Source organism: Halobaculum sp. XH14 (assembly GCF_032116555.1).
GTDB classification, from domain to species: Archaea; Halobacteriota; Halobacteria; order Halobacteriales; family Haloferacaceae; genus Halorarum; species Halorarum halobium.
Map to the genome: position 1 here is coordinate 2,742,987 of NZ_CP134949.1, position 23,965 is coordinate 2,766,951.

At 59.6% G+C, this 23,965-nt stretch carries 18 protein-coding genes and 3 pseudogenes; 8 read left to right on the forward strand and 13 right to left on the reverse strand.

All coding sequences use genetic code 11. The annotated features are described in order from the left end of the window. Window positions 1-149: 149 nt before the first annotated feature. Both RJT50_RS14015 and RJT50_RS14020 read left to right on the forward strand, forming a co-directional pair. Window positions 150-645 (forward strand): annotated as a pseudogene (locus tag RJT50_RS14015) (AAA family ATPase); the annotation flags it as partial. Between the two features lie 10 nt (window positions 646-655). Next, the gene (locus RJT50_RS14020) at window positions 656-874 is read left to right on the forward strand and encodes a hypothetical protein (RefSeq protein ID WP_313696068.1); all 219 of its coding nucleotides are present in this window, start codon (window positions 656-658) and stop codon (window positions 872-874) included. A gap of 36 nt (window positions 875-910) precedes the next feature. Here RJT50_RS14020 and RJT50_RS14025 read toward each other — a convergent pair whose 3' ends face one another. The 7 genes and pseudogenes from RJT50_RS14025 to RJT50_RS14055 all read right to left on the reverse strand — a co-directional run bounded on the left by RJT50_RS14025 (window position 911) and on the right by RJT50_RS14055 (window position 5,707). Continuing rightward, window positions 911-1,354, reverse strand: a complete 444-nt coding sequence (locus tag RJT50_RS14025; protein ID WP_313692134.1) for a toxin-antitoxin system TumE family protein — start codon at window positions 1,352-1,354, stop codon at window positions 911-913. Next, the gene (locus RJT50_RS14030) at window positions 1,354-1,851 is read right to left on the reverse strand and encodes a DUF7342 family protein (protein WP_313692136.1); all 498 of its coding nucleotides are present in this window, start codon (window positions 1,849-1,851) and stop codon (window positions 1,354-1,356) included. The genes RJT50_RS14025 and RJT50_RS14030 overlap by 1 nt, the downstream gene beginning before the upstream one ends. Before the next feature lie 74 nt (window positions 1,852-1,925). Further along, a pseudogene (locus RJT50_RS14035) lies at window positions 1,926-2,762 on the reverse strand (transcription initiation factor IIB). A 723-nt stretch (window positions 2,763-3,485) separates the two neighbouring features. Further along, window positions 3,486-3,740 carry a hypothetical protein gene (locus RJT50_RS14040; protein WP_313692138.1) on the reverse strand — a complete coding sequence of 85 codons (255 nt, stop codon included), beginning with the start codon at window positions 3,738-3,740 and terminating at the stop codon, window positions 3,486-3,488. A gap of 5 nt (window positions 3,741-3,745) precedes the next feature. Beyond that, on the reverse strand, window positions 3,746-4,405 hold the full coding sequence (locus RJT50_RS14045; protein WP_313692139.1) for a hypothetical protein: 660 nt from the start codon (window positions 4,403-4,405) through the stop codon (window positions 3,746-3,748). Continuing rightward, window positions 4,405-4,608: a hypothetical protein gene (locus RJT50_RS14050; protein WP_313692140.1), complete on the reverse strand. Its 204-nt coding sequence runs from the start codon at window positions 4,606-4,608 to the stop codon at window positions 4,405-4,407. The genes RJT50_RS14045 and RJT50_RS14050 overlap by 1 nt, the downstream gene beginning before the upstream one ends. Window positions 4,609-4,831: 223 nt before the next feature. Then, window positions 4,832-5,707 carry an SOSS complex subunit B family protein gene (locus RJT50_RS14055; protein WP_313692141.1) on the reverse strand — a complete coding sequence of 292 codons (876 nt, stop codon included), beginning with the start codon at window positions 5,705-5,707 and terminating at the stop codon, window positions 4,832-4,834. Window positions 5,708-6,345: 638 nt separating this feature from the next. On the opposite strand from RJT50_RS14055, the gene RJT50_RS14060 reads away from it, so the two are divergent. Continuing rightward, entirely contained in the window at window positions 6,346-7,266 is a 921-nt protein-coding gene (locus RJT50_RS14060) for a hypothetical protein (RefSeq protein WP_313692142.1), read from the forward strand. Between the two features lie 64 nt (window positions 7,267-7,330). Here the strand turns inward: RJT50_RS14060 and RJT50_RS14065 are convergent, their stop codons facing one another. The 4 genes and pseudogenes from RJT50_RS14065 to RJT50_RS14080 all read right to left on the reverse strand — a co-directional run bounded on the left by RJT50_RS14065 (window position 7,331) and on the right by RJT50_RS14080 (window position 11,873). Next, on the reverse strand, window positions 7,331-7,966 hold the full coding sequence (locus tag RJT50_RS14065) for a DUF7437 domain-containing protein (RefSeq protein WP_313692143.1): 636 nt from the start codon (window positions 7,964-7,966) through the stop codon (window positions 7,331-7,333). 374 nt (window positions 7,967-8,340) lie between these two features. Beyond that, a complete protein-coding gene (locus RJT50_RS14070; RefSeq protein ID WP_313692144.1) occupies window positions 8,341-10,569 on the reverse strand; it encodes an AAA family ATPase in 2,229 nt (742 codons plus the stop codon). 160 nt (window positions 10,570-10,729) lie between these two features. Beyond that, window positions 10,730-11,495, reverse strand: a pseudogene (locus RJT50_RS14075) (IS5 family transposase). A 159-nt stretch (window positions 11,496-11,654) separates the two neighbouring features. Continuing rightward, entirely contained in the window at window positions 11,655-11,873 is a 219-nt protein-coding gene (locus tag RJT50_RS14080; RefSeq protein ID WP_313692145.1) for a hypothetical protein, read from the reverse strand. An 882-nt stretch (window positions 11,874-12,755) separates the two neighbouring features. Here RJT50_RS14080 and RJT50_RS14085 point away from each other — a divergent pair. Beyond that, entirely contained in the window at window positions 12,756-13,508 is a 753-nt protein-coding gene (locus RJT50_RS14085) for a hypothetical protein (RefSeq protein ID WP_313692147.1), read from the forward strand. Between the two features lie 743 nt (window positions 13,509-14,251). Then, window positions 14,252-17,941, forward strand: a complete 3,690-nt coding sequence (locus RJT50_RS14090; protein WP_313692149.1) for an ATP-binding protein — start codon at window positions 14,252-14,254, stop codon at window positions 17,939-17,941. A gap of 265 nt (window positions 17,942-18,206) precedes the next feature. On the opposite strand, the gene RJT50_RS14095 is transcribed toward RJT50_RS14090, so the two are convergent. Next, entirely contained in the window at window positions 18,207-18,794 is a 588-nt protein-coding gene (locus RJT50_RS14095) for a VIT1/CCC1 transporter family protein (RefSeq protein WP_313692150.1), read from the reverse strand. Next, window positions 18,794-19,081, reverse strand: a complete 288-nt coding sequence (locus RJT50_RS14100; protein WP_313692151.1) for a DUF211 domain-containing protein — start codon at window positions 19,079-19,081, stop codon at window positions 18,794-18,796. The genes RJT50_RS14095 and RJT50_RS14100 overlap by 1 nt, the downstream gene beginning before the upstream one ends. A gap of 1,221 nt (window positions 19,082-20,302) precedes the next feature. On the opposite strand from RJT50_RS14100, the gene RJT50_RS14105 reads away from it, so the two are divergent. The 3 genes from RJT50_RS14105 (at window position 20,303) to RJT50_RS14115 (ending at window position 23,940) form a co-directional block, all read left to right on the forward strand. Next, window positions 20,303-20,530 (forward strand): DUF7385 family protein, encoded by a 228-nt coding sequence (locus tag RJT50_RS14105; RefSeq protein WP_313692152.1) that lies wholly within the window; start codon window positions 20,303-20,305, stop codon window positions 20,528-20,530. Window positions 20,531-20,707: 177 nt separating this feature from the next. Next, window positions 20,708-22,819, forward strand: coding sequence for an acetate--CoA ligase family protein (locus tag RJT50_RS14110; RefSeq protein ID WP_313692153.1), 2,112 nt, complete (start codon window positions 20,708-20,710; stop codon window positions 22,817-22,819). After that, window positions 22,816-23,940 carry a phosphotransacetylase family protein gene (locus RJT50_RS14115; RefSeq protein WP_313692154.1) on the forward strand — a complete coding sequence of 375 codons (1,125 nt, stop codon included), beginning with the start codon at window positions 22,816-22,818 and terminating at the stop codon, window positions 23,938-23,940. Before RJT50_RS14110 ends, RJT50_RS14115 begins: the two co-directional genes overlap by 4 nt. The last annotated feature ends 25 nt before the right edge of the window (window positions 23,941-23,965 follow it).

The window sequence follows — 23,965 nt, forward strand, 5'->3', positions numbered from 1 at the left end:
GTGTTCCTGGAAGTGAGTAGACTACGAAAACAGAAATCAAGTGACTGCGTTCAGTCGAAACGGCTCTCAAAAGTCATAACAACGTCTTTCCGGAAACAACCCGGTCAGGCTTTTATCTCTTGACCGAAAAATCAGTCTATCAGAATCAAATGATCCGCGATGCTCGCGTCCTCCGCATCGGATTCGTCCCTCGGGAAGTTGAGCATCGCGACGCCGCAGTCAACCACTTCTCCAGCGTCCGCGAACCGATAACGAACGGTGAACCCGCCGACACGGCCATCATCACAGGGCCCAGCGGCGCCGGCAAGACCTGCATCTCGAAGTTCGTCACCGAACGCCTCCGTGAGGAGGTCCTCGACGTCGAGACCACTTACATCAACTGCTAGTACAACTAAACCACATTCCGGACGCGTTATTAGATCCTCGACGACCTCGGCGCCACCATCGACATCCACCGGCAGTCGCGCCTCACGACGATCTCGTCGACCGTCTACAGCAGCACGACGGCCCGCGAACCGTCGTCATCCTAGACGAGGTAGACCAACTGGAGGACCCAGCGTCATCTACGACCTCCACAGCCTCCCGCAGTTCACGATTATCTGCATCGCGAACACAGAAGCGGAGCTGTTCAACCACGTCGACGACGGCACTCTACGTGCGAGAGGAGGACATCGACGGCTGGCCGAACGTGATCGAACAGAAGGGGTTCGTCGGCGGCGGAAACACCGAACTCCGCGCAACCGACGAACACGTCTTCTCTGACGCCCAGACAGGTCAGGGCGTCACGACCGTCTCGATCCCACAGCTGATCGTCGATCTCCACGACCAGGACGGTCCGGCAGTCGAAGCCGGGGAGCGGCTCATCGCTCGCTAGCACGACGCGAATCTTGAGTAGGACGCCCCCGACCCCTCACGGCGGGTTGGGTTGCTGGAGGCGGTCGAGATCACCGGATTCGACGGCATCCCGCCAGAGTTGGAGGACGGCCAGCGTGACTAACGGAACGACCTCGACCTCGATACACGACGGGACGGCGTCGTGACTCGCATCCGGCGGTTCGTGGAAGTGCTTCTCGGAGACGTCCGCTCGGGGGTGGCGGCCGTAGCGATAATTGAATCCCTCACCTTCGGTGTAGTGATACTTGTAGTGCCCCTTCCCCGTCCACGTCACGTCGAACCGGCCAGTTTCGGCCCGAATGCCAGCATCCATGGAGAGCTGGAGCGTCTGTGGGTCGACTGGCGAATCGAACGTCGCCTCGCTGACGAGCGGTTCGTGCGCTGTGGCGACGGTTCGTGCCGTCTGAAGTCGCTTCAGGTCGGGCGACCCAGTCTCGACCCGCTCCCAGTCGTCGACCATTATGCCTCGGCGAGCCGATGGGCTTCGTCGACCCGGAGGGCGGCCTGGGCGATCGCGAGGTTCCGCCGCGTGGCACGCCAGCGCCCGACATCCTCCCAGCCGTCGGCGTCGGCGTCGAGTTCGATGGCGAGTTCTTCCGGTCCCTCCACCTCGTAGGTGTCGCGGTAGTCCTGCAGCTGTGCTTTCATCTCGCGAATGCCGTCGATGAGTTCGTCCCACGAAGTCGTTTCCCGGAGTTCGTAGATGCGTTCGTCGATCTGCCGGCCGTCGTTGCGCTTGTACAGGGTGGTCCGGCCGTCCTGGGTCGTGACCCCGATGCCGTCCGCGACGAGTTCGTCGAGGTACTTCCGCGTCGTCGGCTCGCTGGTGCGCGCACGGTCGGCGATCTCCGCAGCCGTCGCGTACTCGGTGGTCTCCTCCAGCACCGTCCGGATGCGCTCGCGACTCGTCGTCTCCTCGATCCACGCCTCCGTCGCCCGCTCGTTGATATCGGTCATACTGGGGAGTGGGGCCCTAAGACAAAATATCTTTCCCGAAGTCGTATTTGTTATCTTGTCCTGAGCGTAGCGTGTCAGTGATCGTTGTCACCGAGCGCACGCAGTTCGTCCCATCGTGCGCGAATCGTGACTGGGGTCACGTCCGCAACCTCGGCGAGGTCGGGCTGCGTGACCCGCTCGCACCGTTCTCGAGCGGCTGTATACAGTCAGGCCGCCACGAGGCCAGTCGGAGGACACCTGTTCGCGAGTTGTTCCTCGATAGCTTTTGCTGCGATTGCCTCCGCCCGGTGCCGTGTCCCGACCGAGAGCCCGAGTGCTGATGCGAATCGGGGAACGTAGGCTGCGGGCGGCGTCGGCATGGCCGGGAGTCCGAGTTCGCGATTGAGGACGCCGTAGGCGTGCTCGACGCGCTCGGCGGTGGCCTTCGCGACGCCACCAACCTCCGGAACTGTGCGTGGAAGGACGTTACAGCGACACACCGCGTAGACGCTCGCGGCGGCGACCGCTTCGATGGAACGACCAGGAAGGAGGTCCTCGCTGGATGCACTGCGATAGAGCGCACAGGCCTGATCACGAATGCTCTCCGGGAGGTCAAGGGCGCTCGCGAGACGGCGCGTCTCGGCCAGGCCGTGTGCGAGATTCCGTTCGGCTTTCGAGCGCCAGCGACCGCGGTTGTGCTCCCGTCGGAGTCCGCCCAACTGGCAGCGTTTCTGGCCGGGGAGGGTGTTCCCGTTGCCGTCGGTTTTGCGACCGATTTCGGTCGACAGGCCTCGATCGTAGCGGGTTGGGGTTAACGGCGCGCCGGTTCGCTCGGGATCTCTCTCGTCATCATCGAAGGTTGGTCATTCCGGACCATGGTCGATCGGCTGTGAGTCGAGTACCAGCCCTCAGTCCTCACAGACCGTTTCCACGGCGTTCGTTGTGACGTGACCGTCGTACTCGGCGCACTGGTTCGCGCTTGCGTCAGCCTATACGTCTTCGTCGAACGTTCTCTCGTAGATGTCTCTGATTGCCATCGTTCTCACCGTGTTCAGGAACTCGCACTATGTCGAGCCCCTCACCCATTGAGGGGTCAATAAACGCTATCGAGTACGGACATCGGTTCAGCTGGAGTGTGACTTCGACTATAGCGCTTGAGTCACTGTGAGGCCCCCTCTACAACAGAGTGATAAACTCCATGAGTGTCGAGGCAAATCCTCTACGGGTAGAAATGAAGGAGAGCTTTTGGGTCTTCTATAGGCTAATACAATCATAATCCAGGAACTCAATCCCGTACTGCACGCTGCCCGGAACCCATTATTGTTCTACTTACACGTATATAGGAGTGAACACGAACTGCCGAAAGCCGGCGACAGTCCTCCCCACAATGACCTGAACGACGATCTGCTCAACCTAGGTCGGCGGCAGATACTTCGTGAATAAATACTGGAACGCGGTCTACACGGCACTGGTAGTATGACAGCCTGTTAAGTCCCCAGAGTGCTGGGAGAGGTACGGATGGACAATGGCCGACGACTAGACAGCGTCGCTACTGCGGTAAGGTCGTCGACGATCAATGGATCACCCTGTGCGGTGCTGGGGGCTATATACATCAGATAGTCTGGAAGATGCCGGGTTTCGTTTGAGTCGGATAGTTATCGACCGCGCCCCCATCCGCCGGAGCCACCGCCATCAAGGATTTCGGTGAGGATGAAAATCATAACGGCGATGCCGATGATGATCAAGCCGAGGCCGGTGACGAGATAGAGGGGTGAGACAGTCGCGGCCGCCGTCCCGAAGATTGGGATTGCCGGTGGCAGTATCGCAAGGCCGATGCCGGCAAGGACAACGAGGACGCCAAGGATTACCGCGGTCAGTGCGACTCCGATGAGTACGAGTGTTTCATTCATCGACATCAGTAGAATACCATGAGGAGAACGCCGGTCAGCATGACGAGGAAGGTCCACGTGAGGTAGCCGCGGACAGCGTTAACGTACCGTTCCCGGGTGCGAAGTACCCGGTTGTTGTGGTGGATGCCGTCCACCGCGTCGGCGGCGACCAGGCGGGAAGCGTCGTCACGATCGATATCTTCCTCAAATTGTGCGGTCGTGAGTGATCCTCCAGCAAATGTCAAGATTACGACAGGGAGATGGACTGCAGCCTGGGAAAGGAACGTTCTAATGCGCGTAAGCGTTGATGGTGGATCAGCCGATTCCGCGGGAATGTTCTCGCCGATGTCGCTGTGAACACCAAGTTGGAGGTCGGTGTAAGAGACACGAGCAGCACCGACGTGGTTGTACCAGGCAAGGAAGGAGAGGAACGTGATGGTGAACCCGACGACCCATAATGGATTTTGTGTTTGGGGGAGGAATAGTCGGGCGTCGATGAGGGAGATGAGCGTGACAAGACCCGCGCCGATAAGTACCTGTGTGCGCGTGGTTCGGAGGAGTTCATCGTTCAGCCGGCGGACGATTTGCAATTGTCGTTCGATGATGACTTCGACATCATCGACATTGAAGCTAGGAGCACTAGCCTCGGTGGTGGTTGCATCCGATTCCGACTGCTGTTCGCTCATTATAATCGGGAGGCGATGTTGAAGATGGCGCCGACGATCACGAGCAATACGATGATTCCGGCGAAAAGATCAGGATGGTTCCCGAACCATACCAAAAAAGAATTACTCGGATCGCCGCCCTGGACGGTTCGCCAAATTGCCAGGGCTACAAGAATCATAAGAAAGAGAACCGCGAGGCCCCCGATAGCGTTCTCTTCCGCCATTTGAGGTAGTATACCGACCGGCACTCCTTAAGCATTCAGTAGCAAACCAGTGGAATTGTGAATTTGAGCGGTAAGTGTATGGTCAATAAAGTCCTACTCCACACTCCTGAAAATGGTCGTGGCTGCGCGCGCAGCGACCGCAGGGAGCGAGCACGGAGCGGTGGGTGGGGAGGCGGGGTCAGGGTCGGCCTCGGCACACAGCAAAAAAGGAGACCCAACCCGGCTACTCCCACCACCGCCCCCGCTCGGAAAAGTGAATCGTCGACCACCCGGTCACGGCCAGCGACACGCGCCCCTCGTACCAGTTCCGCGCCGCCCCGTGAATCCGCACGCGCTCACCCTCCTGCATCCACGGTGCATCCGACCGCTTCCACACGGTCACCTTCACCGTCCCACTCTCATCCTCTACCAGCCCGACCTGGCTGATACTCGTATGGGATGGCTCCCAGAGCGTCTTCACACGGCCCTCGATGCTCACCTCCTGACGTCGCACCTCCTCCAGCGCCGCGATCGGAACGACCCGGCCTGGCTCCGTTTGTAGCGCCTCGAAAACTCCAATGACCGCACTCATCAGTGACGACCCATCTACGACTCGTTCTGCCAGCTTCCGACTGATCGCCGCACTCGTCCAGCCGTCCAGTTTCCGCTCCACCCGCACCGCCTGCTCATTCACTCCCGCCAGTTCCTCCTGGCTCAGTTGTGCCCGTGGGTCCGGCTCATCCGGGTGTGTCCACTTGTTCACAGACCCTGCTCGCTCCTCGAACACTCGTCCACGCTCAGTGCTTCCCTTCTCGGCCACCTTCTTCGTCCGCGCCTCCCGGCTCGACTCCTGCCGCGCATCGAATCTCGTCTTCGTCCGCTCGATCTCCCACTCTCTCGCTTCCAACCGCTCTTCCGCTTCCAACGTGAGCCCGAATGGCCGCGCATCCGGGTGGTTCGCATCCACCTTCGCCTTCATCTCCTGCTCGACCGCTGGCCTGAACTGTGGCGTCTCGTCCACCAGTTCGAACCCATCCTCGTCGACGACCGGCTCGCCGCTCTCATCGAATCCCTGTTCATCGACCGAAACTACTTGTCTGATTGCGTTCTCAGTAGACATTGGAGTCATAGCTCCGAAGGCGTTTCACGACGCCACAACCGCGACCCAAATCGCGGTTTTCACCAACACACGTCTCACTCGACAGCGACATCGACGCGCGCCGCTCGCGCCTTCGCGAGCGCCCCTGGGCGCGAGCGGCGCGCGCCCGACGTCCTTCACAGTACCAGCACCGCGCGCCGACCCGCCCAGCGCGACCGTCCAGCGGAGTACGCGCGGGGGGTGAGCCTGCGAACCCCCCGCGGGTACCCGCTGGCGTCAAACCAGACGCCCGGAACGGCGAGCGACGCAGGAGCGAGCCGCACGCCCGGAATGGTCGGTGACGAGGGCGCGCTGGGCGGCAGCGGCGAGCGGGGCGAGCCGTTACGTACACATCTGTCCAGTCGGCTACGTTGCTCAGTGGACCATCTACGGTCCTGGTGGACTCAGAAAGGGCGAGGCCGTCCCCGACCCCGTAAGCACCGCAGGCACGAGGAGCGCAGCGGCGGTCGCGGGATGCAGAGCGGTCGAGGGCTTTCAGGAAACGAGGACAGTCAATGGCAAGCAGAACTGGATATAGCTCATCGCTAGTTGAGAATATCCGGGTCAGCACTATCTGACACAAATATTATATTCATTGTCTTCAAATTTTTCGCTCAGACATGGCGTCCTATCCATCTGAGAATTCGCTTGTCGTGAATGCAACACACCAAATACTGACTCGTATACGTGGGCCGTACAATCGGACAACAGCCATCGCACCAACACGGTATCAGGAACATCAGGCTGGTGGGGGATACGATGTTGAACTTCCGTTAGCGATGCGACTTCTCTTCCAGTACAAAGCACCCAAGGCTGAGCCAAACCGAGGTGTTCGATTCAAACTCGATACTCAGCAAATCACGACACTTGCGACCCGAGAGCCAGGTGAAGTCGCTTACTACGCATGTCCCGTCGTTGATTCTAACAACCAATTATCCGATGCGCTGACGGAGTGCTATTTTATCGATGCGCAGGCGATCGAAGCTGGATCCTCTCAACTCTATATTCCAACCGATTACCCCAATTCGCCTGTCGAGGCGAAATTCAAGGATTCCGCTGACCAATCCGGGTGGATTGGAGATCCAGTGAATTACTACGAAATCCCACATCCAGCTGTCAAAATGTGGGACGACCTGAGAACTGGCATCGAGTCACGGAACATTGGGATGGTCATTCGTGAGAGCGGATCGACAACGGACTCCCACGACGATTTCGTGGACCGGTTACAGGACCTCTGGGCGCTCCATGATGATACTCGTGGCCAAGCACGAACTGACGGTGGCGAGCCGAATGAGAATAACCAACAGCAAATCGAGCGACTCGTCTCGTTTGCGAGCTCACAACATCGACAGCTATTCGAAGAATCTGACGTAGCAGTGCCCGATATCGAACGGCATGAACGTCATCTACGAGAGACCCTTGAAGGCTATCAAACTGTCCGACGGCCTGATGTTCACGGAATCGGGCGAGCACAAGAACTCATCGCCCAATCTGGGAGCACAGATAGGAGCCGAGCACTCCAGCTCGGGAATCAGCCCTGAATCTATCGTCGACCGAGCAGGGGTTCTTATTCGTCAGATATCGCTCTACAGAACGGTGACCCCATTACAACCGGCCATCCACCGAGGGTAATTCCCTCAGGGCGTAACAACGATATCCCCTCTGCTCGGAACTCTCGTTCTTTCTCGAATCTGCTCCAAATTCCTCGATATCGGAGTGCTCGGAGACGACTGGCCGAAGCGCTTGGAGAATCAGCTCCGCAGCCAGCGGCGAGATATCGAGGTCCTCGGCCATCAGCCGGTGGGTCACCTCGCCGCGTTCGCGTACGACCGCGTAGGTGAGCGCCGTCGCGAGGCCGGCGACGCCGTGGCGGTCGATGTACGTGTCGATGTCGGCGTTCGTCTCCCGCCGTCCAACGGCGTCGATGAGTGCCGGCGTGATCGTGTACTCGCGGTCGTCCGCGGCCGTCGTCACGGTCAGGTCGATCTCGCGGGCCGCGTACGTCCGGGGTTGCTCGTCGGTGGTGACCTCGACGACGCCGGCGTCGTCGAGTCGATTGACGTAGCTGTAGGCGGTTCCCTGGGGGAGCCCGACGTTGTCCATCACGTCCTGGACGGTCGCGTCCCCCTCGCGAACGAGGGACGCGTACAGCTGGGCCAGCTGTGGCTCCTCGAGGAGGTCCGCAACTGAGAGGAAGTCGCGGACGATGTCACCGTCGGCGCGGGGTGATGTGCGTGACACGATTCGGCCTTGATTACAGTTTGCAGCGAATCGGTAAAGGGTATTTGAATCGCTCCGTCGGCGTCGCCACGAGATACTGTTTAAGCTCGTGTATCCAGTACGCCGCTTGTGCCTCCTCCGTTTAGTCAAGGGCGTCGGTGAATTGATCGCTCATAGTGGCTCATCATACTGCTCCGGCTTTAATCTAAGCTGAAGATTAATCTTAAGATAAAGATATGGTTGTTTTTCACACTTCGGTCGGTAACAAGGTGACTGCTCGGTGCTATCCTTTACCACGCTTATATACAATCGAACTTAGAGAGAAGATCGGGGAGCGCGAAGGGTGTTGCCTGTTGTTGAGACGTTTCCTCAAACCTCGCTACTGAGGTATTACGCTACACCTCTCCTACATCGAATATTCTGCTTAAGAATAACTCCAAGTCAGTCGTATCTCCCTCCGAAAATGTAGTAAAGTTCTCCCTGAGCTCTTCTTGAGAGTAATCTCCTGGAGTGAATTCCATCGCTTTCTGGGTGCTGTGTCCAGAATCTGGATAATAGTCTTCTATAGTGCCTTCGAGAACGAGGGCATTATTGTCTTCAATGAGGGTTCTGACAAGCTGTGTCCGTTTTTCTTGCACATCAGGATGACCCAAGATCATCTTCTGGTTTACTAGGGGTTGGGATGAGTCGTCTCCACGACTCTCCTCGCGGGCGATCAATGTTTCCAGTGACCCAATACCATCTTCTTCGGGTTCTTGCCCTTGCTCTAGAGCCGAGTGAAGCGATTTTAGATTCTCAACGGCCTCAGATTTCATGTGTTTGAACCGCTCCTCGATTGTGCTATAGTCAAATCCATCAGAAACATCTTCGTCGGCTACACACTCGTCTGCAGTTTGCTCTAACTCATCAAGCTTCGTCTGAGAACGTCCTGAAAGAGGGAACTCTTGGACTGTTTTTGGAATAGCGTCTCGGTCCAGAACGGAATACGCGGAGATTCCCAGTTCGGAAAGTACTTTTTCGAAAATAGGAACGTAGTCCTTGCCACTTACTTCTAACACAGGAATATCGTGACTATTGAAGTCCCATTGCGAGTCGAAATGGGGGGCTATTTTTTCCAGTATTATTTGATCAGTATCTCCTTCCACGAGGAGGACTGTATCTGCGAAAATGTAGGAAGAGATCCGATGAAGACGAGTCAGCCTTTCCGTTCCTTGATGTCCTATCGTTTCTAGTGCCCTGTGGAATTGAGAAACGGTGGTTGTATTTTCTTTTCTGACCACGTTTATTGTGTCAGCTGACCTCTCAGAATCACCTCCGGTATCATATCTCACCATGACAGGGGAGTGGGTTGAGAAAATAACCTGGGCGTTATTGTCTACTAACTGGTTGAATGCGGACACCAGCGTTGTTTGGAGTTGAGGGTGGAGGAAAAGGTCCGCCTCTTCGTAGAGAATCAAGAGCGGACGTTGGGTTGTTTCTCCCTCAAGGCTCTCTTCGGGACCCGTTCTGAGACCTAATGTTTCCTCGCGTAGGTCCGCGAGGGTTCGTAACAGGCTAAAAATAAGCGTCCGCTTGACACCTTCACCGACATTCCGCATTGACAGCCCTTCCAAATCTGTCTCATCTATCTCAAGTTGCATGTCTCGGAGGACATACTCTGATGTGAAATCTGGGAATGTGAGGCTCGCTTTCCTGTCCGTGAACGTTTCCTGTAGATGCTGTGTGATATTCTCCTCGATTATACTGATTGCGTTAAACCGATCCTGGCTACCGTCAGGTGTTAGCCTACCGCGGAGTGTTTCAAGTTGTTCTTGGACCTCGTTATCAAGAGTGTCCTGTATCGCTTCGGATAGTGCCTGTTGTAATTGCCCGAGTTCTCCACTCCGTTGTGTTGCTGACTCTACCTCTCGAACTGCTGGGATATTGATGGTGCGAGGCAAGAGCTGTTCGAACAGGGGAGTCTCAACTCCACTTGGTATATCCAAGGGGACCGCATCGTGGTCTGCGTCTATATTGTTCTCGTCGACACATTTCAGATAACCTTTAAACCACGAATCCTTCTGCTTCAACTTCGCCTCGTCTACATACTCTTCAACGAGGCTGTAGTCCTGTCGCAGATGATTTCGATAATCTGTTTTTGTGTCATCGTGATCGTCACTGGTCGCGTTTTCCCACCACTGGCTATGGTCTGATTCGAATGAATCGAACGCCATCTCCCCTTCCACTGGCACGGATTTCACGAGTTTTGCGTCGGGGTTCGGGTGGTCCATTCCAGGTGGAACAATTTGACAAACACCGATTTCTACTGTATCTTCGTCGACTTCGGATAAGAATGGCTCAAGATCTGTCTGAGCTCCCTCGTCTGCTCGATTTAACTCGCTTTTGTCAAACCTGAAAAACCCCTTGACCGCCACTTCTCGATTCGTTTCCCGATTCCAGTAAAGTTCTTCATCCAGTTCTTTCTCTGGATTATTTAATAAAAACTGAACTGCGGAAAGAATATTTGTTTTACCTGCATTGTTCTTCCCTACTAAACAGTCTACTCCTTTGAAAACAATCGCTTCACCGCTTTCCTCTCCTTGAATTGAGCGGTAATTCTTTACTATGAGTTTGTGAAGATTCATTGGAGAATAACATCACAGGACCTCCCTTTAAAACGGTCGGCCCTGTTGAAATCCTCAACCAGTGATAGGATGGCGAAGCCATGCTGAATATGGAGGAGTATCGGACACAGGGGGTCTGGTAGTCGGCAGAGTTTTCATAATTCACACACACACCTTCTGATTAGAGTGTCTGGTCGAGATTGTGGGTGAGACAACCGATGGAAAGTTCGAGGAACTGCTTCCACCAACGTCGAGAACGAACGAAAGACCCGTATTTCCGCTTGATACGAGAATTAACCGCCTCATTTTGACTTCGCTGACCGTAGAGGTTGGCATCTAATCGTGCGTTCTATGCTTTCTCGAGGGGCGAGAACTCGCGGTATTTGATGATCGGACGCACCTCTTTCTCACGAGCCAACGTGCGAATCATCTGGTCGTCGTAACCCTTGTCTCCGAGAAGAATCGCAACATCGTCAGTATTCCGTGTGATGAATGATGGAGCAATCTACGTATCGTGTTTTCTGGTCGTCGTCACGTGTAGGTCAAGGATTGCATTCGCTCTCGTATCGACCAATAACGTGACTTACAACTGCTGGATCGTCAGATTCGCTCGCTTCGTGTAGTGCTTGGAGGCATGACTACGGTCGAAGCCCGATGCATCGATCCCGACGAACCGTTCGTCAGAAGAAGGGGTACAGAGAGATTGAGAAGTACCCTCCACACGGCCATATCGAACCGGTCAAACGCTTTACAGAGGGTTGACGGAGTCGGAATCCTGGTGAGCCAATAGCCTTCCGGATGCGTGGCATCTCGATGAGTTCGTCAAGTAGGGTGCGGAAAGTCGTATTGATCCGAATTTTGAGACACAGAAGGACGATATGCTGGTGAAGCGTGTAGCGTCGTTTCGAGAACTTCGAGGAGTATTGTGCAATTGCTTGTCGAGCCAAGTGAAAGGCCTATCCGACGAACCGCAGTAACCGCGACTTTGAGAAGGCCTGCATCCACCCACACTACTGATTGAACCTATAATTCCCCGAAGATTTCAACGGAGCCAATACAGTAGTACTGTAGGCGTCGATGAGTCACCTCCGTCCTATGCCATGAGCTCACGGTCCGGGAAACGCCATCGACTGTGCGACTGGCTCAGCGTCCAGCGTCAGTTCTCGCACCGACTCGACCTCCTCCTGGTACCACGGTCCCTCGGGCGTCTCCCGCCTTAGTTCGATCCGCTTCCACCCGCCCTCGACGAGCATCGGCTGGAATCTAAGCTGTCGCTGACTCCCGTCCTCGAGGTCGAACGTGATCGTGAACCGATGCGCTGTCATCGCTCACCCGCGTCGACGTCCAGCCATGGTTCCCAGAGTGGCGTCCGGGTCAGGACCGTCCCGCATCGCTCACAGCAGTCCAGCAGATCACCTGAGAGAACCGTCACTGACCGATCTCGCGGGTGGTGTGAACACCGACTCGGAAACCCGATCAGGGGATCACCCCGCTGGGGAGAGCGAGTCGGAAGGTAGTCGGCAAGCCGTCGTGGAACTGACGCACTGTTGTACAATTCAAAGCACCTCACCCCGCAGGGGTGCTGATAGACTTTCTGACGTACACACCAGAAAAACACGGACGTCACCCCCGACGAGCCACGGGGTGGGACTGAAAGGGGCCGTGGCGCTCGGGGAGGAACGGACCGTCAAGCACCACAGCGAGCAACGCGAGCGAGGAGCACAGCGGCCGTACCGAGCCGAGCGCCACGGGGGCTTTCGAGGACACCACAACGCCAGACAGCCCCGCGAATCCACACGAGAACCAGCCACCGCATCCAGCAATCACGGAGAGAGAACCCACTTCTGAACCAGTTTGGGCCAGTATCGGAGACACTCAGCGATTCGACGGCTGCACTTCTCCCACAATCCGCACACATTGCCTACGCCCCATGGACCGAGGCCGCATTTCGAACCACGTCTCCTGATGCGAGACTATCCCTCGAAATGAGACCTATGCTCTATTGATACCTCAACTGCTAACAGATTCGGGGGAAGGGAAGCTACGTACAGGGCATCAAGACAATGTCAGACGAGCATGGTCTCTTGGAGAGGAATGGGCACAACCAAGGTTGTGAGTCGTCGGCCGAAATTAAACACTGAACGACGCTCGGTTGCTTGTCACCCCCTGCGAAAGCTATTAACCTTCAAACAAAAACTTGAATTTGAATGTTGGATGTGATTCTGGATACTAACCACTGGATCGCACTCAAGGAAAACCAGAACATCCTTTCTAAATTCGAAAAGTCGAAGCGAAGACATGGATTCAATGTTCTATTCACTCGACCGAATTTCATCGATCTTGCCAAATGGGATCAGCAAGACACACTAAGCGATATTATCGCCGAAATCACCGACACATATGTTGTAGTTGAAGACTATAATTCTGATGGATACCATTACTCGGACGACCCTTTGCTAATCCCTCCGCCCGAAATCCGCGACAACCTCAAGGAATACACGTTGGACTTCGGGGCGGCAAAAACACTGAGATTCTTATTCCGTTCGATGGAGCAAGACCCTGATGAAGGGTTTTCGGACTTATCTCGCGAGCTTAGTGACATCCATGATGAAGGCGGGGAGAGTTATTTGAAGATGGCTGCATTCTGGCGGTATGTCGAACGAGATGACGATCGGGCTCGAGTCGAGTTGAGCGATGCCTCAAAACTCGGCTACGTAAGAAGGCAGCTTACTGTTGAGCACGCAAAGCAGATTCAGCCAAATGAGAACATCGAAACACAGGATTATGTAGACATGGAGATTTGTGCCTACGCTATCTATGCATCTGATGCGTTTGTCGGTGAAAAGAAATGGATTAATCAGGATATCATTCCAAATGTGTGTGAAGGAATTGAAGGCGACGACGGACCTATATTGATGAAATCTCTTGACGAGTTCTTTGCCGTGTTCCCTGAAGTGTGAAGCCCGATCCCACACAACCCGTCAACTGAAATCATATAGAAGGAATAACTTGGCATGTCGAATTCCACAGGCGGTTGGTTTCACAACAGCAGTGGATGAATTACCTGATCTATGCGCAGCCCTCCTGAGCGGCTTTTTCACGAGGAGCGATGTCGAATAATATGATTCCAACACAGCCACCGATCGTTATATGCCACTGACCCGGTGTGAATCGGCATCCCCCTCCATCCACTCATCGTCGCACCGTTCATCGCCCTCCTCGCGATGGGCATCGTCTATTCGGATCCGACCAATCGGTCCCTCTCGTGGCAGACGAAGCTCCGGTGGACTGCGGGAGTTGGCCTCACCAGCCTCGGAGTTTCTCGCAGTGTTCGCACTCGACGACGTGCTGTTGCGGGTATACCTGGGTCTGCGTGGCAACCGTTCATCGTTCGCTCTCCCAGGGAGGTACTCGCAGTATTGGTGCTCGGTGGAACTGCGTTAACCGCGATGGCTGTCCTCACGTATGGAGTCGGGAGTCGGTACGGGCCACTCAAGATACAGCCACCGTCCCAGTAGAGATCCCCACTGATTCGAGCTCGGTCACACGCGAGCTGTACGCGTCTGCTCGTCCACACTGGCCAGAGACCGACCGCACACCCCGAAACCCAACCACGAAAGCAGGTCTCAGTAAGACACATCAACGGCCCTGAACGCAGCTTTAAGCCTCCACACTGGTCGGCATCGAGTACACACGCGACCACATGGCCACAACACCCACGACCGATCACCCACCGCCCTCCAGACAGTATCTCGAACTCACGCCGACCGATGCCGCGTTGAACCCAACAACAGTCGTCTCACAGTTCGGCCGACTCTGTTCGCTCACACGCCCCACGACAGCAGAAGAGATCCCCTGGTATTCCCGCCTCTGGAACAGGATAGCCAGCGGCCCGGCACCGCTCACGTTCGAGTGGTTGCTCGTCACCGACGGCGACCCCGACACACCGGTCCGCTATTTCATCGGCGTCGACGACGACGCAGTGTTCGACCAGCTCGAACAGCTCTGTCGGGCGCTCGTCCCGAACGAGTACGAACTCCGGCGCGTCGACTTCCATCCTGCAGAGATCGCCCCCGAGACCACGTCAGCCGAAGACACCCCCGACGCTGAACCCAGTGAGGAGAGAGAACAACTCGATTCGGGAGACACTCTCTCTGACACCGACAGAGAACCCGCAGAACCAGCCAGACCCGCGAACGACCACTACCACGCCATCGAGTTCTATGGACACGCAGCCCGGCGCGACGACTGGATGACACAGCTCACGTCTTTCACGTCATTTAGAGACGACGCCGACACCCGCCTCCCGCTCGCAGCCGTCCTCGAAGCTCTCGCACGCCTGGAGACGCCCGCGGTCTATCAGGCGCTGCTCCAGCCGTTTCCAGACTGGACGAGCGCTGCGACCGGCCGGCTCGGAGACCTGGAGCAGGGCCTCGATACGCCGGCGATGCGAGCGCTCGACGGAATCATCCCCACGGACGAGCCAGACACTCATCGCAGAAGCAGGGACCACCCAGAGCAGGGGCGAATGGACGCGATCGACGCGAAGGACTCGCGGCGATCGTTCGTCTGTACCGCCCGTATCGTCGCCCGACGGCGTGAGACGAATGCCGAGGGGACGCCACCAGTCGCGTTCGACGCCCTGGAGAACGCACTCGAGACGGTGAGCCACACCTGGTATCGCATCGATGCCCGTGTTCGGAACGGCTCGAAGGCACGAGGCGTCCGCACGGACCTCCTCGACCGAACCGTCCACCCGCCCAACTACGACACGCTCACCGCGAAACTCCCGTGGACGCAGAACACGAGTCGGGGCATCGTCGTCGATCCGGACGAAGCGCCCGTGTTCTGTCTGGTCGATGGCGGCTCGCTCACCACGACTGGGGCGAGAGCCCTGGCCCCGACGCCCGGCGAGCGAACGGCGCTCTCGCGACCGCCCAACCGATTACTTGCACGCTATCGCGGCTCCGGACTCCCACTCGGGACGCCGCTCACTCAGGACGGCACACCCGATGGCGAGCCACTCGTACTTCCACCGGCCCTCCAGTCGCTTCACGTCGGGATATTCGCAAAGACCGGGGGTGGGAAATCGGTCTCCACGGTCAACGGGGTCCTCCAGAACCACGCTGCGACCGACGGCGCGGACATCGTCATCGAACCCAAGGGCGACGGGATGGCCATCGACTACCTCCGCGCCCATTATGCAGAATACGGCACGCTTGACAATGTCCTCTACTTCGACTGTGCGAAGGTTCTCCCCGCGTTCGGCTTTTTCGACATTCGCGACGAACTCGATGCCGGCATCTCTCGAACCACTGCGGTCGAGGACGTCACCGATCACTACGTCGAGATTCTCACCCAGATCATGGGCCGTGACCGCTTCGAGCAGGCCGTCCGCTCACCTGACGTCATCCGCTACATGGTGAAAGCGCTGTTCGACCCGATCAACGGGCAAGATGCGTTCTCCCATCGAGAGCTCCATGGCGCCGTTCGAAAGATGCACGAACGCCAATCCGTCCCACCGGTGAGCGATGGCGACCTCGAACGAATGCTCGGTGGCGTGGTCGCGAACCGCGCTCAGACGTTTGACGAGATCATGCAGGGCGTGGCAAATAGGATGGAGAAGATTCCCGTCGACCAGCGGCTCGCCCGCATCTTCAATCACGTTCCAGAGGGCAGTGAGAGGGATGACGATGCCGATGACACGGATGAACCAGCAGCCATCGACCCCCACTTCGATCTCGCAGACCACCTCAACGAGAATCAGGTGCTCATCTTCGATACGGGTGGGTTGCGATCACAGGCACAGCGCGTCCTCACCCTGGTCGTCCTCTCGAACCTGTGGACCGCACTGCGTCGACGGACACAGCGTGGTGAGGATGACGCCCTGGTGAACGTCTACGTCGAGGAGGCAGCGAGCGTCGCCGTCTCGGACCTCCTGACGGAGCTGCTGGCCCAGTCACGGGGGTTCAACTGCTCGATGATGCTCGCCATGCAGTTTCCCGCACAGTTGCGTGAGACCGATGCTGGTGCCTACGATGAGGTGTTGAACAACATTTCGACGTTCGTGACGGGGAACGTTCCGATCGACCGCCAGCTCGCAGCCCGACTGGCGACAGCCGAGATGGATGCCCAGGCGGTGGGCAATCGGTTACGTGCGCTTCGTCGTGGCCAGTGGCTCGTCTCGCTCCCCGCCGCCTTCGGCGTTGACGAACCACGACCGTTCACGGTCGAATCGCTCCCCCCACCGCCAGGCCATCCCGCTGGGCCGCCAGCCGAGCAAGGTGTAGACGGATTCAGTGAGGCGCTGGAGTCGGTCCGCGAGCGGACCCGCAGCGACGTTGGACTCACGCTGGGCGAGCCGAGCGTCGCAGCCCACGACGAGTCAGCGATCACGGACGACGAGGATGCTCCACAACTGCGGGTCGATACGGCGCTCCCGCATACGAACCGGATGCCGCCGACGGTCGAGTATGCCCCCGAGATGAACTCGCTCGAATGTACGGGCTGTGGCAATCGCTACGACCCCTCGATCGAGGGGATGAAACGCGCCATCGCGTGTTGTTCGAGCCTGGATGCCGTCGACAGTGATGACGTCCCCATCTGTGCGGTGAATCTCAAGCTCACCCCCGATGAGCGGCACGTCTCAGACTGGTCAGAGCACCAGCTCATGTTCCTCCAGGCGGTCTACAACGCCCAGCAACTGCGGTATGATCCACTAGAATACGACCTTCTCACCGATTCGATGCTCCGCTTACAGGAGTACATCGCCATTGGCTCCGAGTCGATTCAGGATCTGCTCGATGCCGACCTCCTTCGCCACGACACGGACCACCCCCATCGCATGTACACGGTGACGCCAGATGGGCGCTCGGTCATCGGCGAGAGCTATCGTCAGGGCGTCGATTACGGCCACGGTGCGGGCGATCTCGAGGAGTCGAGCCAGCACGTCTTTGCCGTCGAGATCGGCCGGCGCTATCTCGAACGAGCCTTCGTGGCTGATCCAGACTCGCCGGTCGTCGAGGTCGTCCCCTACTACGATCTGGATGAGAACCGTCGGCTCGACATCGCAGGGCTCGACGACGAGGGGGACGTCGTCGCCGCCGTCGAAGCAGAACGGGTGAATCACGACATCAAGCGTGCGGTCCCCGAGGATTTCGATAAGATGGCCGACTGTGGGGTGGAAGACGCCATCTGGGTGGTGATGAAACAGTCGGACGGCCACGACGTCCTCCAGGCGTTGAACGATCCGCCCGAGGGCGAGCCCCGCGTCGAGAAGACGTATGCGAAGACGACCCCGCCCCAGCAGTTCACTATCGAGACGCCAGGGTTGACGGCGATGTATCCGGCTGGGTGGCTCCGTGATCGGCTTGCGGATGGTGAGCTGCCATGAGGAGAATGGTGTGATGGGCGATCGTTCGACTCCGCCGAAACGCTCAGGAGGTGATAGTTTCTGCACCGTCGATCGCTCAATACAGGTAGTGAACTTGTCGACGCGAGGAATGTTATCTCGTTCTCTTCGCTGCAGGACGCTGTCATCACTCACCACCGTACTGTGGAAAGTAGCCGATCCAAGGTCAGCCCAACCCCAGGTAGAGGCATATAGGTCAATGTACCAATGACGACCTCGACCCCAGTACCGGTCCTACATGGAATGTTTAGCCGGGGAGAAAGATGCTAATGACCGCGACGACGATTCCCGCGAGCCCCATCCGAATCCCAGCAACGTACCACTGTTGGCGGGAGATCGACGCCATATAGGCACCGAAGGCGAACAACACGCCGACCGCGAGCGCTACCGAGATGAGCGTGGCGTGGAACAACGAGAGAACAACACCTTCGAATAGAAAGGGTGTGAGCGGCAAAACCATCCCGAACAGCGGACCGAGCCCGCTCATCACCGCATTTACGACTTGAGTACTGGTCTTCTCACGCTCGATCTGGGTATCACTCAAGTCGGTGAGCATCGCGTCCTCGATATCGTGTAGTTCGGCACGCATCTCGGCGCGTTCGATCTCCCAGACGCTCCACACGCCAGAGGTGGTGAGACCGACGGCGCCCCCAAGGCCAATCCTGATGACGGTGAAGCCGTCAGGCACTCCGGAAAGGTACGCGCCGACGGTAACTCCGACTCCGGTGAGCGCACCGTCAAACCCATTTGAAACGAAGTACCGCCTCGCAATCGGCCCAATTCTGTCGAGCCCCAATCGCTCCGTCAGCGACTCTGAGTTGGATTTCGCCCCCATCAGTCCTGTGGGGTTGGGGCGTCCTCCACGATGTACTCCCCACACACTACCTGGTCAACCGAATGAATCGTCCCACCCGCATCCTCAATGATCGTCTTGACGTCGTCGTACTTGATCTCTTCTCCCTCAATGGTAAACTTAACATTCTGGACCTCTCTGTCAAGTTCGATGAGCGTCGCATTGACGCCGGCGATGCTTTCAGCCTCTGCAATCTGCTGGGTGAACGCAAGCGTCGGCGGTTCATAGGGTTTCAGCACGTCGACAACCAAGCGGCGTATTGGAGCCATTGAGATTGATACTTCACCTCGTCCCAAAGTAGTACTGGTACTGTAGAACGTGAACGCGTGGTCCTTCAGCCGGAAGCGGTCATTTGCTCATGAGTCTCGTGACTAACCTGGTACGTCTCTTCGAGATGTGATGCCTCAGTCGAAACGGTTGTGACGGTAAGAGGTTCAGCCACGGTACTAACCACTAACAAGAGCAGTAAGAACAAGACGAGCAGCGCCAGTAGTATCCAATCCCATCTCATCGGCACTCACGTACTGTGATAGCTGTGTACATGATTACTTGCCAACAATGTACTTAGGTCTACCTCTGCTGGTCAACCGCTGAGACTCGTCCCTTAGTACTCAGAGACACACTGTTCTGACTGCTGAATCTGTTTATCTGGGCGGCGGTCAATCCGTCCTCCACTACAGTCATATGTTAATATATCACCATTCCTATATATCAACAGATTCTGGTCGCAGTCGATAACTAAGCAGTTCTACCTACCGGCTGGATCAGCTGGAAAGGTGTCTGACCAATACGCGTTCAACGAAGCCGATAGTTCAGGGTCATAGCTGGGCCGAAGAGCAGCGCGGGACTGAGACGGTCGCTCGCGGTCTCCACGATGGCCATCGGGGTTCATACTCAGCGTTAACCCCCGGAAGAGGCCCCCTCGACCGGTTCTGTGTCGCGACTAGGTGAGCGGACGGGTTCACGACGTGTGGGCGGTCACCTCCCCTGTGAGTCACGGCTAGTGACCATCACTCGCGTCTGGGGGTTTCGTGCGTCGACGATGAATCGGTTGTGGGGAGGCGCTCGATACGTAATCGCCAGACTGCAACCGAGTATGAAGCTGTGAGCACCGCAAGTACCGATCAGAACGTGTCGTCACTGACGGTGTATGCATGGCGTAGACGGCCGCTCGCGCCCGCTATCGGGGGTTGTGTCGGGTTTGCGTGCCGCTCGTGTTCGCGTCCTAGTTCTGATTGTGATGCGAGGGGGGAGTGTTCTTGCGGGGAATATCCCCGATTATGAGCCCTCCTGCAGGGCTGTCATTCTCCAGAGAACGTTCATAATCGGTTTTCGTGTGGTGGTTTCGTGTATGGAGTGTGGCCATCCTCTGGCCTCACAGTTGCTCCTGATTGAATGCACATTCCACTCAGTATCTATCGACCCACTCTTCATTGGAGGACAGCTCCAGCCACCCCGAGAGTAATGACCCCGCACCCGTAGAGACGACCATGGACGTCGACACCGACGAACTGCGCGCGTCGCTGACGCCCCGCGAGGAGAACGCCGCCATCAAATCGTTCCAGAACACCGTCTCGGTCGCCTGCCCGGCCTGCGAGCGGCCGTTCGACGACCTCATCGTCTGCAAGCAGAACCCGACGAGCCTCGACCTCTCCAAGCTGCTCGACCTCTGCGTGGGCGTCGACGACGGCCAGACGTACATCTTCACGCACGGCTAGCCGCGGCGGTCAGCCAGCGGCGGAGCAGCCCGGAGCGTCGCGGACCGAAGCGTCCCGCGGACGACGGGCCGCAGACTCTTGTGAACGGGCGGACAACGTTCTCCGGCACGATGGCGAGGACTCAAACGCAGCCGTCGGGGGCGTCACGACGCGACCGGCCGCGACTCCCCGAGGCGCATGGCTGATCGGGACCGGGACCTGTCGGGGCTGTTCTCCCCGGACCGCGTCGCCGTCGTCGGGGCCACCGAGCGCGAGGGGTCGGTCGGCCGCGCCGTCACGGCGAACCTCCTCGCCGAGTTTGCCGGCGAGGTGATCCCCGTGAACCCGGGACGGGAGTCGGTGCTCGGCGTCCCCTGCGTCGCGAGCGTGGCGGATGCGGACGCGGACCTCGTGGTGGTGGCGGTGCCGCCCTCGGCGGTGGCCGACGTGCTGCGTGACACCGGTGAGGCCGGCGTCCGCGACGTCGTCGTCCTCACCGCCGGGTTCGGCGAGGCGGGGTCGGAGGGCGCGGCGCGCGAACGCGAGTTGCGGGAACTGGCCGCCGAGTACGACCTGAACCTCGTCGGCCCGAACAGCCTCGGCGTGATGAGCAGCCCGGCGGGGCTGAACGCGACGTTCGGCCCCGACGCGTCCCCGGCGGGGGGCGTCTCGTTCATGAGCCAGTCGGGGGCGTTCGTCACCGCCGTCGTCGACTGGGCGAGCGAGTCCGGCCTCGGCTTCAACGAAGTCGTCTCGCTCGGCAACAAGGCCGTCCTCGACGAGACCGACTTCCTCCGCGAGTGGGGGGCCGACCCGGAGACGGACGTCGTCGTCGGCTACCTGGAGAGTATCGAGGACGGGCGCGCGTTCGTCGAGACGGCCCGCGAGGTGACCCGTGAGACGCCGGTCGTCGTGGTGAAGTCCGGGCGGACCGAGGCCGGCGCGCAGGCCGCCTCGAGCCACACCGGCGCCATCGCCGGGAGCGACCGCGCGTACGGGACGGCGCTCGCGGAGGCGGGGGTCGTCCGCGCCGACACCGTCCAGGAGCTGTTCGACGCCGCCCGGGCGTTCGCGGCCGGACGGAACCTAGCGACCGACGGCGTCGCGGTCGTGACCAACGCCGGCGGCCCCGGGGTCATGGCGACCGACGCGGTGGGCGACGCCGACCGGCTCTCGCTGGCGTCGTTCGCGGACGACACCCTCGACGCGCTCGACGCGGCGCTCCCCGCCGAGGCGAACGTGTACAACCCGGTCGACGTCGTCGGCGACGCGGACGTCGACCGCTTCGAGGCGGCGCTCGAGGCGGCGATTTCGGACCCGAACGTCGGCGCGGTGGTCCTCATCACCGCGCCGACGGCGACCCTGGCGTTCGGCGACCTCGCGGAGTCGGCCGTGGCGCTGGGCGAGGAACACGAGGTCCCGGTCGCCGCCTGTCTCATGGGCGGCCCACGGCTCGCTGACGCCCGCGGGACGTTCGGCGAGGCCGGCGTTCCCACCTACTTCGACCCGGCCCGCGCGGTCGCGGGACTGGACACGCTCGCCGAGTACGACGAGCGACGCGGACGCGAGCGGCGCGAGTTCGAGCCGTTCGACGTCGACCGCGAGCGGGCCCGCGAGACGCTCTCGGCCGTGACCGAGCGGCGGGACAACCAGCTCGGCGTCGAGGCGATGGACGTGCTCGACGCGTACGGCATCCCGACGCCCGAGGGCGAGGTGGTCGAGGACCCGGCGAAGGCCCGCGCTGTCGCCGAGCGAATCGGTGAACCGGTCGCGCTGAAGCTCGTCAGCCCGGACGTCGTCCACAAGTCCGACATCGGCGGCGTCAGGGTCGGCGTCGACCCCGCCGACGTGGCCGACGCCTACGAGGACCTCGTCACCCGCCTCCGCAACTACCAGCCCGACGCCCGGCTGCTGGGCGTCCAGGTCCAGGAGCTGGTCGACGTCGACGCCGGCGTCGAGACCATCGTCGGGAGCCACCGCGACCCGCAGTTCGGCCCGCTCGTGCTGTTCGGGCTGGGCGGCATCTTCGTCGAGGTGCTCTCGGACGCCACGTTTCGGCTGGCACCCGTGGCCGAGGCGGACGCCCGCGAGATGACCGGCGAGATCGACGCCGCGCCGCTGCTCCGGGGCGCCCGGGGCCGCGAGCCGGTCGACCTCGACGGGGTGGTCGAGGCCGTCGGGCGGCTCTCCCAGCTCGTCGCCGACTTCCCCGCGATCGTCGAACTCGACGTCAACCCCCTCGTCGCGACCCCCGACGGCGTCCGGGCCGTCGACCTGCGACTCACCGTGAACCCGGAGGAGCTCCAATGACACGCACGTTACTCGTCACCTCGACCCGCGAGAGCATCGGCAAGACCGCCATCGCCGTCGCGCTCGGCCGCATCGCGGCCGGCCGCGGCCTGTCGGTCGGCTACATGAAACCGAAGGGGACCCGCCTGCGGAGCGTCGTCGGCAAGACGCTCGACGAGGATCCGATGCTGGCGCGGGAACTGCTCGACACCGGCGCGGAGACCCACGAGATGGAACCCATCGTCTACTCGCCCACCTTCATCGAGGGAGCGGTCCGTGGGCGCGAGGACCCCGACGCGCTCCGGGACCGGATCCGCGAGTCGTTCGACGGCCTGGCGGCCGGCCGGGACCTCGTGCTCGTCGAGGGCGGCGGCGACGTCCACACCGGCGCGGTCGTCGACCTGACCGACCCGGCCGTGGCCGACCTGCTCGACGCCGAGGTCCTGCTCGTCGCGGAGTACGGGGAGCCCGGCGACGTCGACGAGGTGCTCGCCGCGGCCGCGGACGTGGGCGACCGGCTCGCCGGCGTGCTGTTCAACCGGGTCGACGACGCGGCCTACGACACCCTGGAGGCCGACGTCGTCCCGTTCCTGGGGTCGCGGGGCATCGAGACGGTCGGCATCCTCCCGCACCGGCGGGACCTCGCCGGCGTGACCGTCGATCGACTGGCGGCGGAACTCGGAGCGGACCTGCTCACGGGCGGGGACACGGATGCGCTCGTCGAGCGGTTCCTGGTCGGCGCGATGGGCGGGGACGCGGCGCTGCGGTACTTCCGGCGGAGCCGGGACGCGGCCGTCATCACCGGCGGCGACCGTGCCGACATCCACACCGCCGCCATCGAGGCGGGCAGCGTGAACTGCCTCGTGCTCACCGGCGGGCAGCGTCCCCCGGGGTCCGTGCTCGGGGCGGCCGAGGAGGCCGGGGTTCCCGTCCTGCTCGTCTCGGGGGACACCCTGACCACCGTCGAGCGCGCCGAGGACGTGATCCGGAACGGGCGGACGCGCGACGAGCGGACGGTCGAGGTGATGGAGGAACTGCTCGCGGGCCACGCCGACGTCGGGCGCATCATCGGAAACGTTGCGGGCGAAGGGGGTAAAGAGGGCGAAGAGGGGGCGAGCGGCGAGGACGACGGGAGTATTTGACGGACTGGCCGGATGGGAGGTCGAC

Coding starts and splice junctions, on each gene's coding strand:
- RJT50_RS14045 (WP_313692139.1), bottom strand. CDS start 4,405: ATGAGCGAACAGCAGTCGGAATCGGATGCAACCACCACCGAGGCTAGT.
- RJT50_RS14060 (WP_313692142.1), top strand. CDS start 6,346: ATGGCGTCCTATCCATCTGAGAATTCGCTTGTCGTGAATGCAACACAC.
- RJT50_RS14080 (WP_313692145.1), bottom strand. CDS start 11,873: ATGACAGCGCATCGGTTCACGATCACGTTCGACCTCGAGGACGGGAGT.
- RJT50_RS14025 (WP_313692134.1), bottom strand. CDS start 1,354: ATGGTCGACGACTGGGAGCGGGTCGAGACTGGGTCGCCCGACCTGAAG.
- RJT50_RS14040 (WP_313692138.1), bottom strand. CDS start 3,740: ATGAATGAAACACTCGTACTCATCGGAGTCGCACTGACCGCGGTAATC.
- RJT50_RS14070 (WP_313692144.1), bottom strand. CDS start 10,569: ATGAATCTTCACAAACTCATAGTAAAGAATTACCGCTCAATTCAAGGA.
- RJT50_RS14085 (WP_313692147.1), top strand. CDS start 12,756: ATGTTGGATGTGATTCTGGATACTAACCACTGGATCGCACTCAAGGAA.
- RJT50_RS14090 (WP_313692149.1), top strand. CDS start 14,252: ATGGCCACAACACCCACGACCGATCACCCACCGCCCTCCAGACAGTAT.
- RJT50_RS14050 (WP_313692140.1), bottom strand. CDS start 4,608: ATGGCGGAAGAGAACGCTATCGGGGGCCTCGCGGTTCTCTTTCTTATG.
- RJT50_RS14105 (WP_313692152.1), top strand. CDS start 20,303: ATGGACGTCGACACCGACGAACTGCGCGCGTCGCTGACGCCCCGCGAG.
- RJT50_RS14115 (WP_313692154.1), top strand. CDS start 22,816: ATGACACGCACGTTACTCGTCACCTCGACCCGCGAGAGCATCGGCAAG.
- RJT50_RS14055 (WP_313692141.1), bottom strand. CDS start 5,707: ATGTCTACTGAGAACGCAATCAGACAAGTAGTTTCGGTCGATGAACAG.
- RJT50_RS14095 (WP_313692150.1), bottom strand. CDS start 18,794: ATGGGGGCGAAATCCAACTCAGAGTCGCTGACGGAGCGATTGGGGCTC.
- RJT50_RS14030 (WP_313692136.1), bottom strand. CDS start 1,851: ATGACCGATATCAACGAGCGGGCGACGGAGGCGTGGATCGAGGAGACG.
- RJT50_RS14100 (WP_313692151.1), bottom strand. CDS start 19,081: ATGGCTCCAATACGCCGCTTGGTTGTCGACGTGCTGAAACCCTATGAA.
- RJT50_RS14110 (WP_313692153.1), top strand. CDS start 20,708: ATGGCTGATCGGGACCGGGACCTGTCGGGGCTGTTCTCCCCGGACCGC.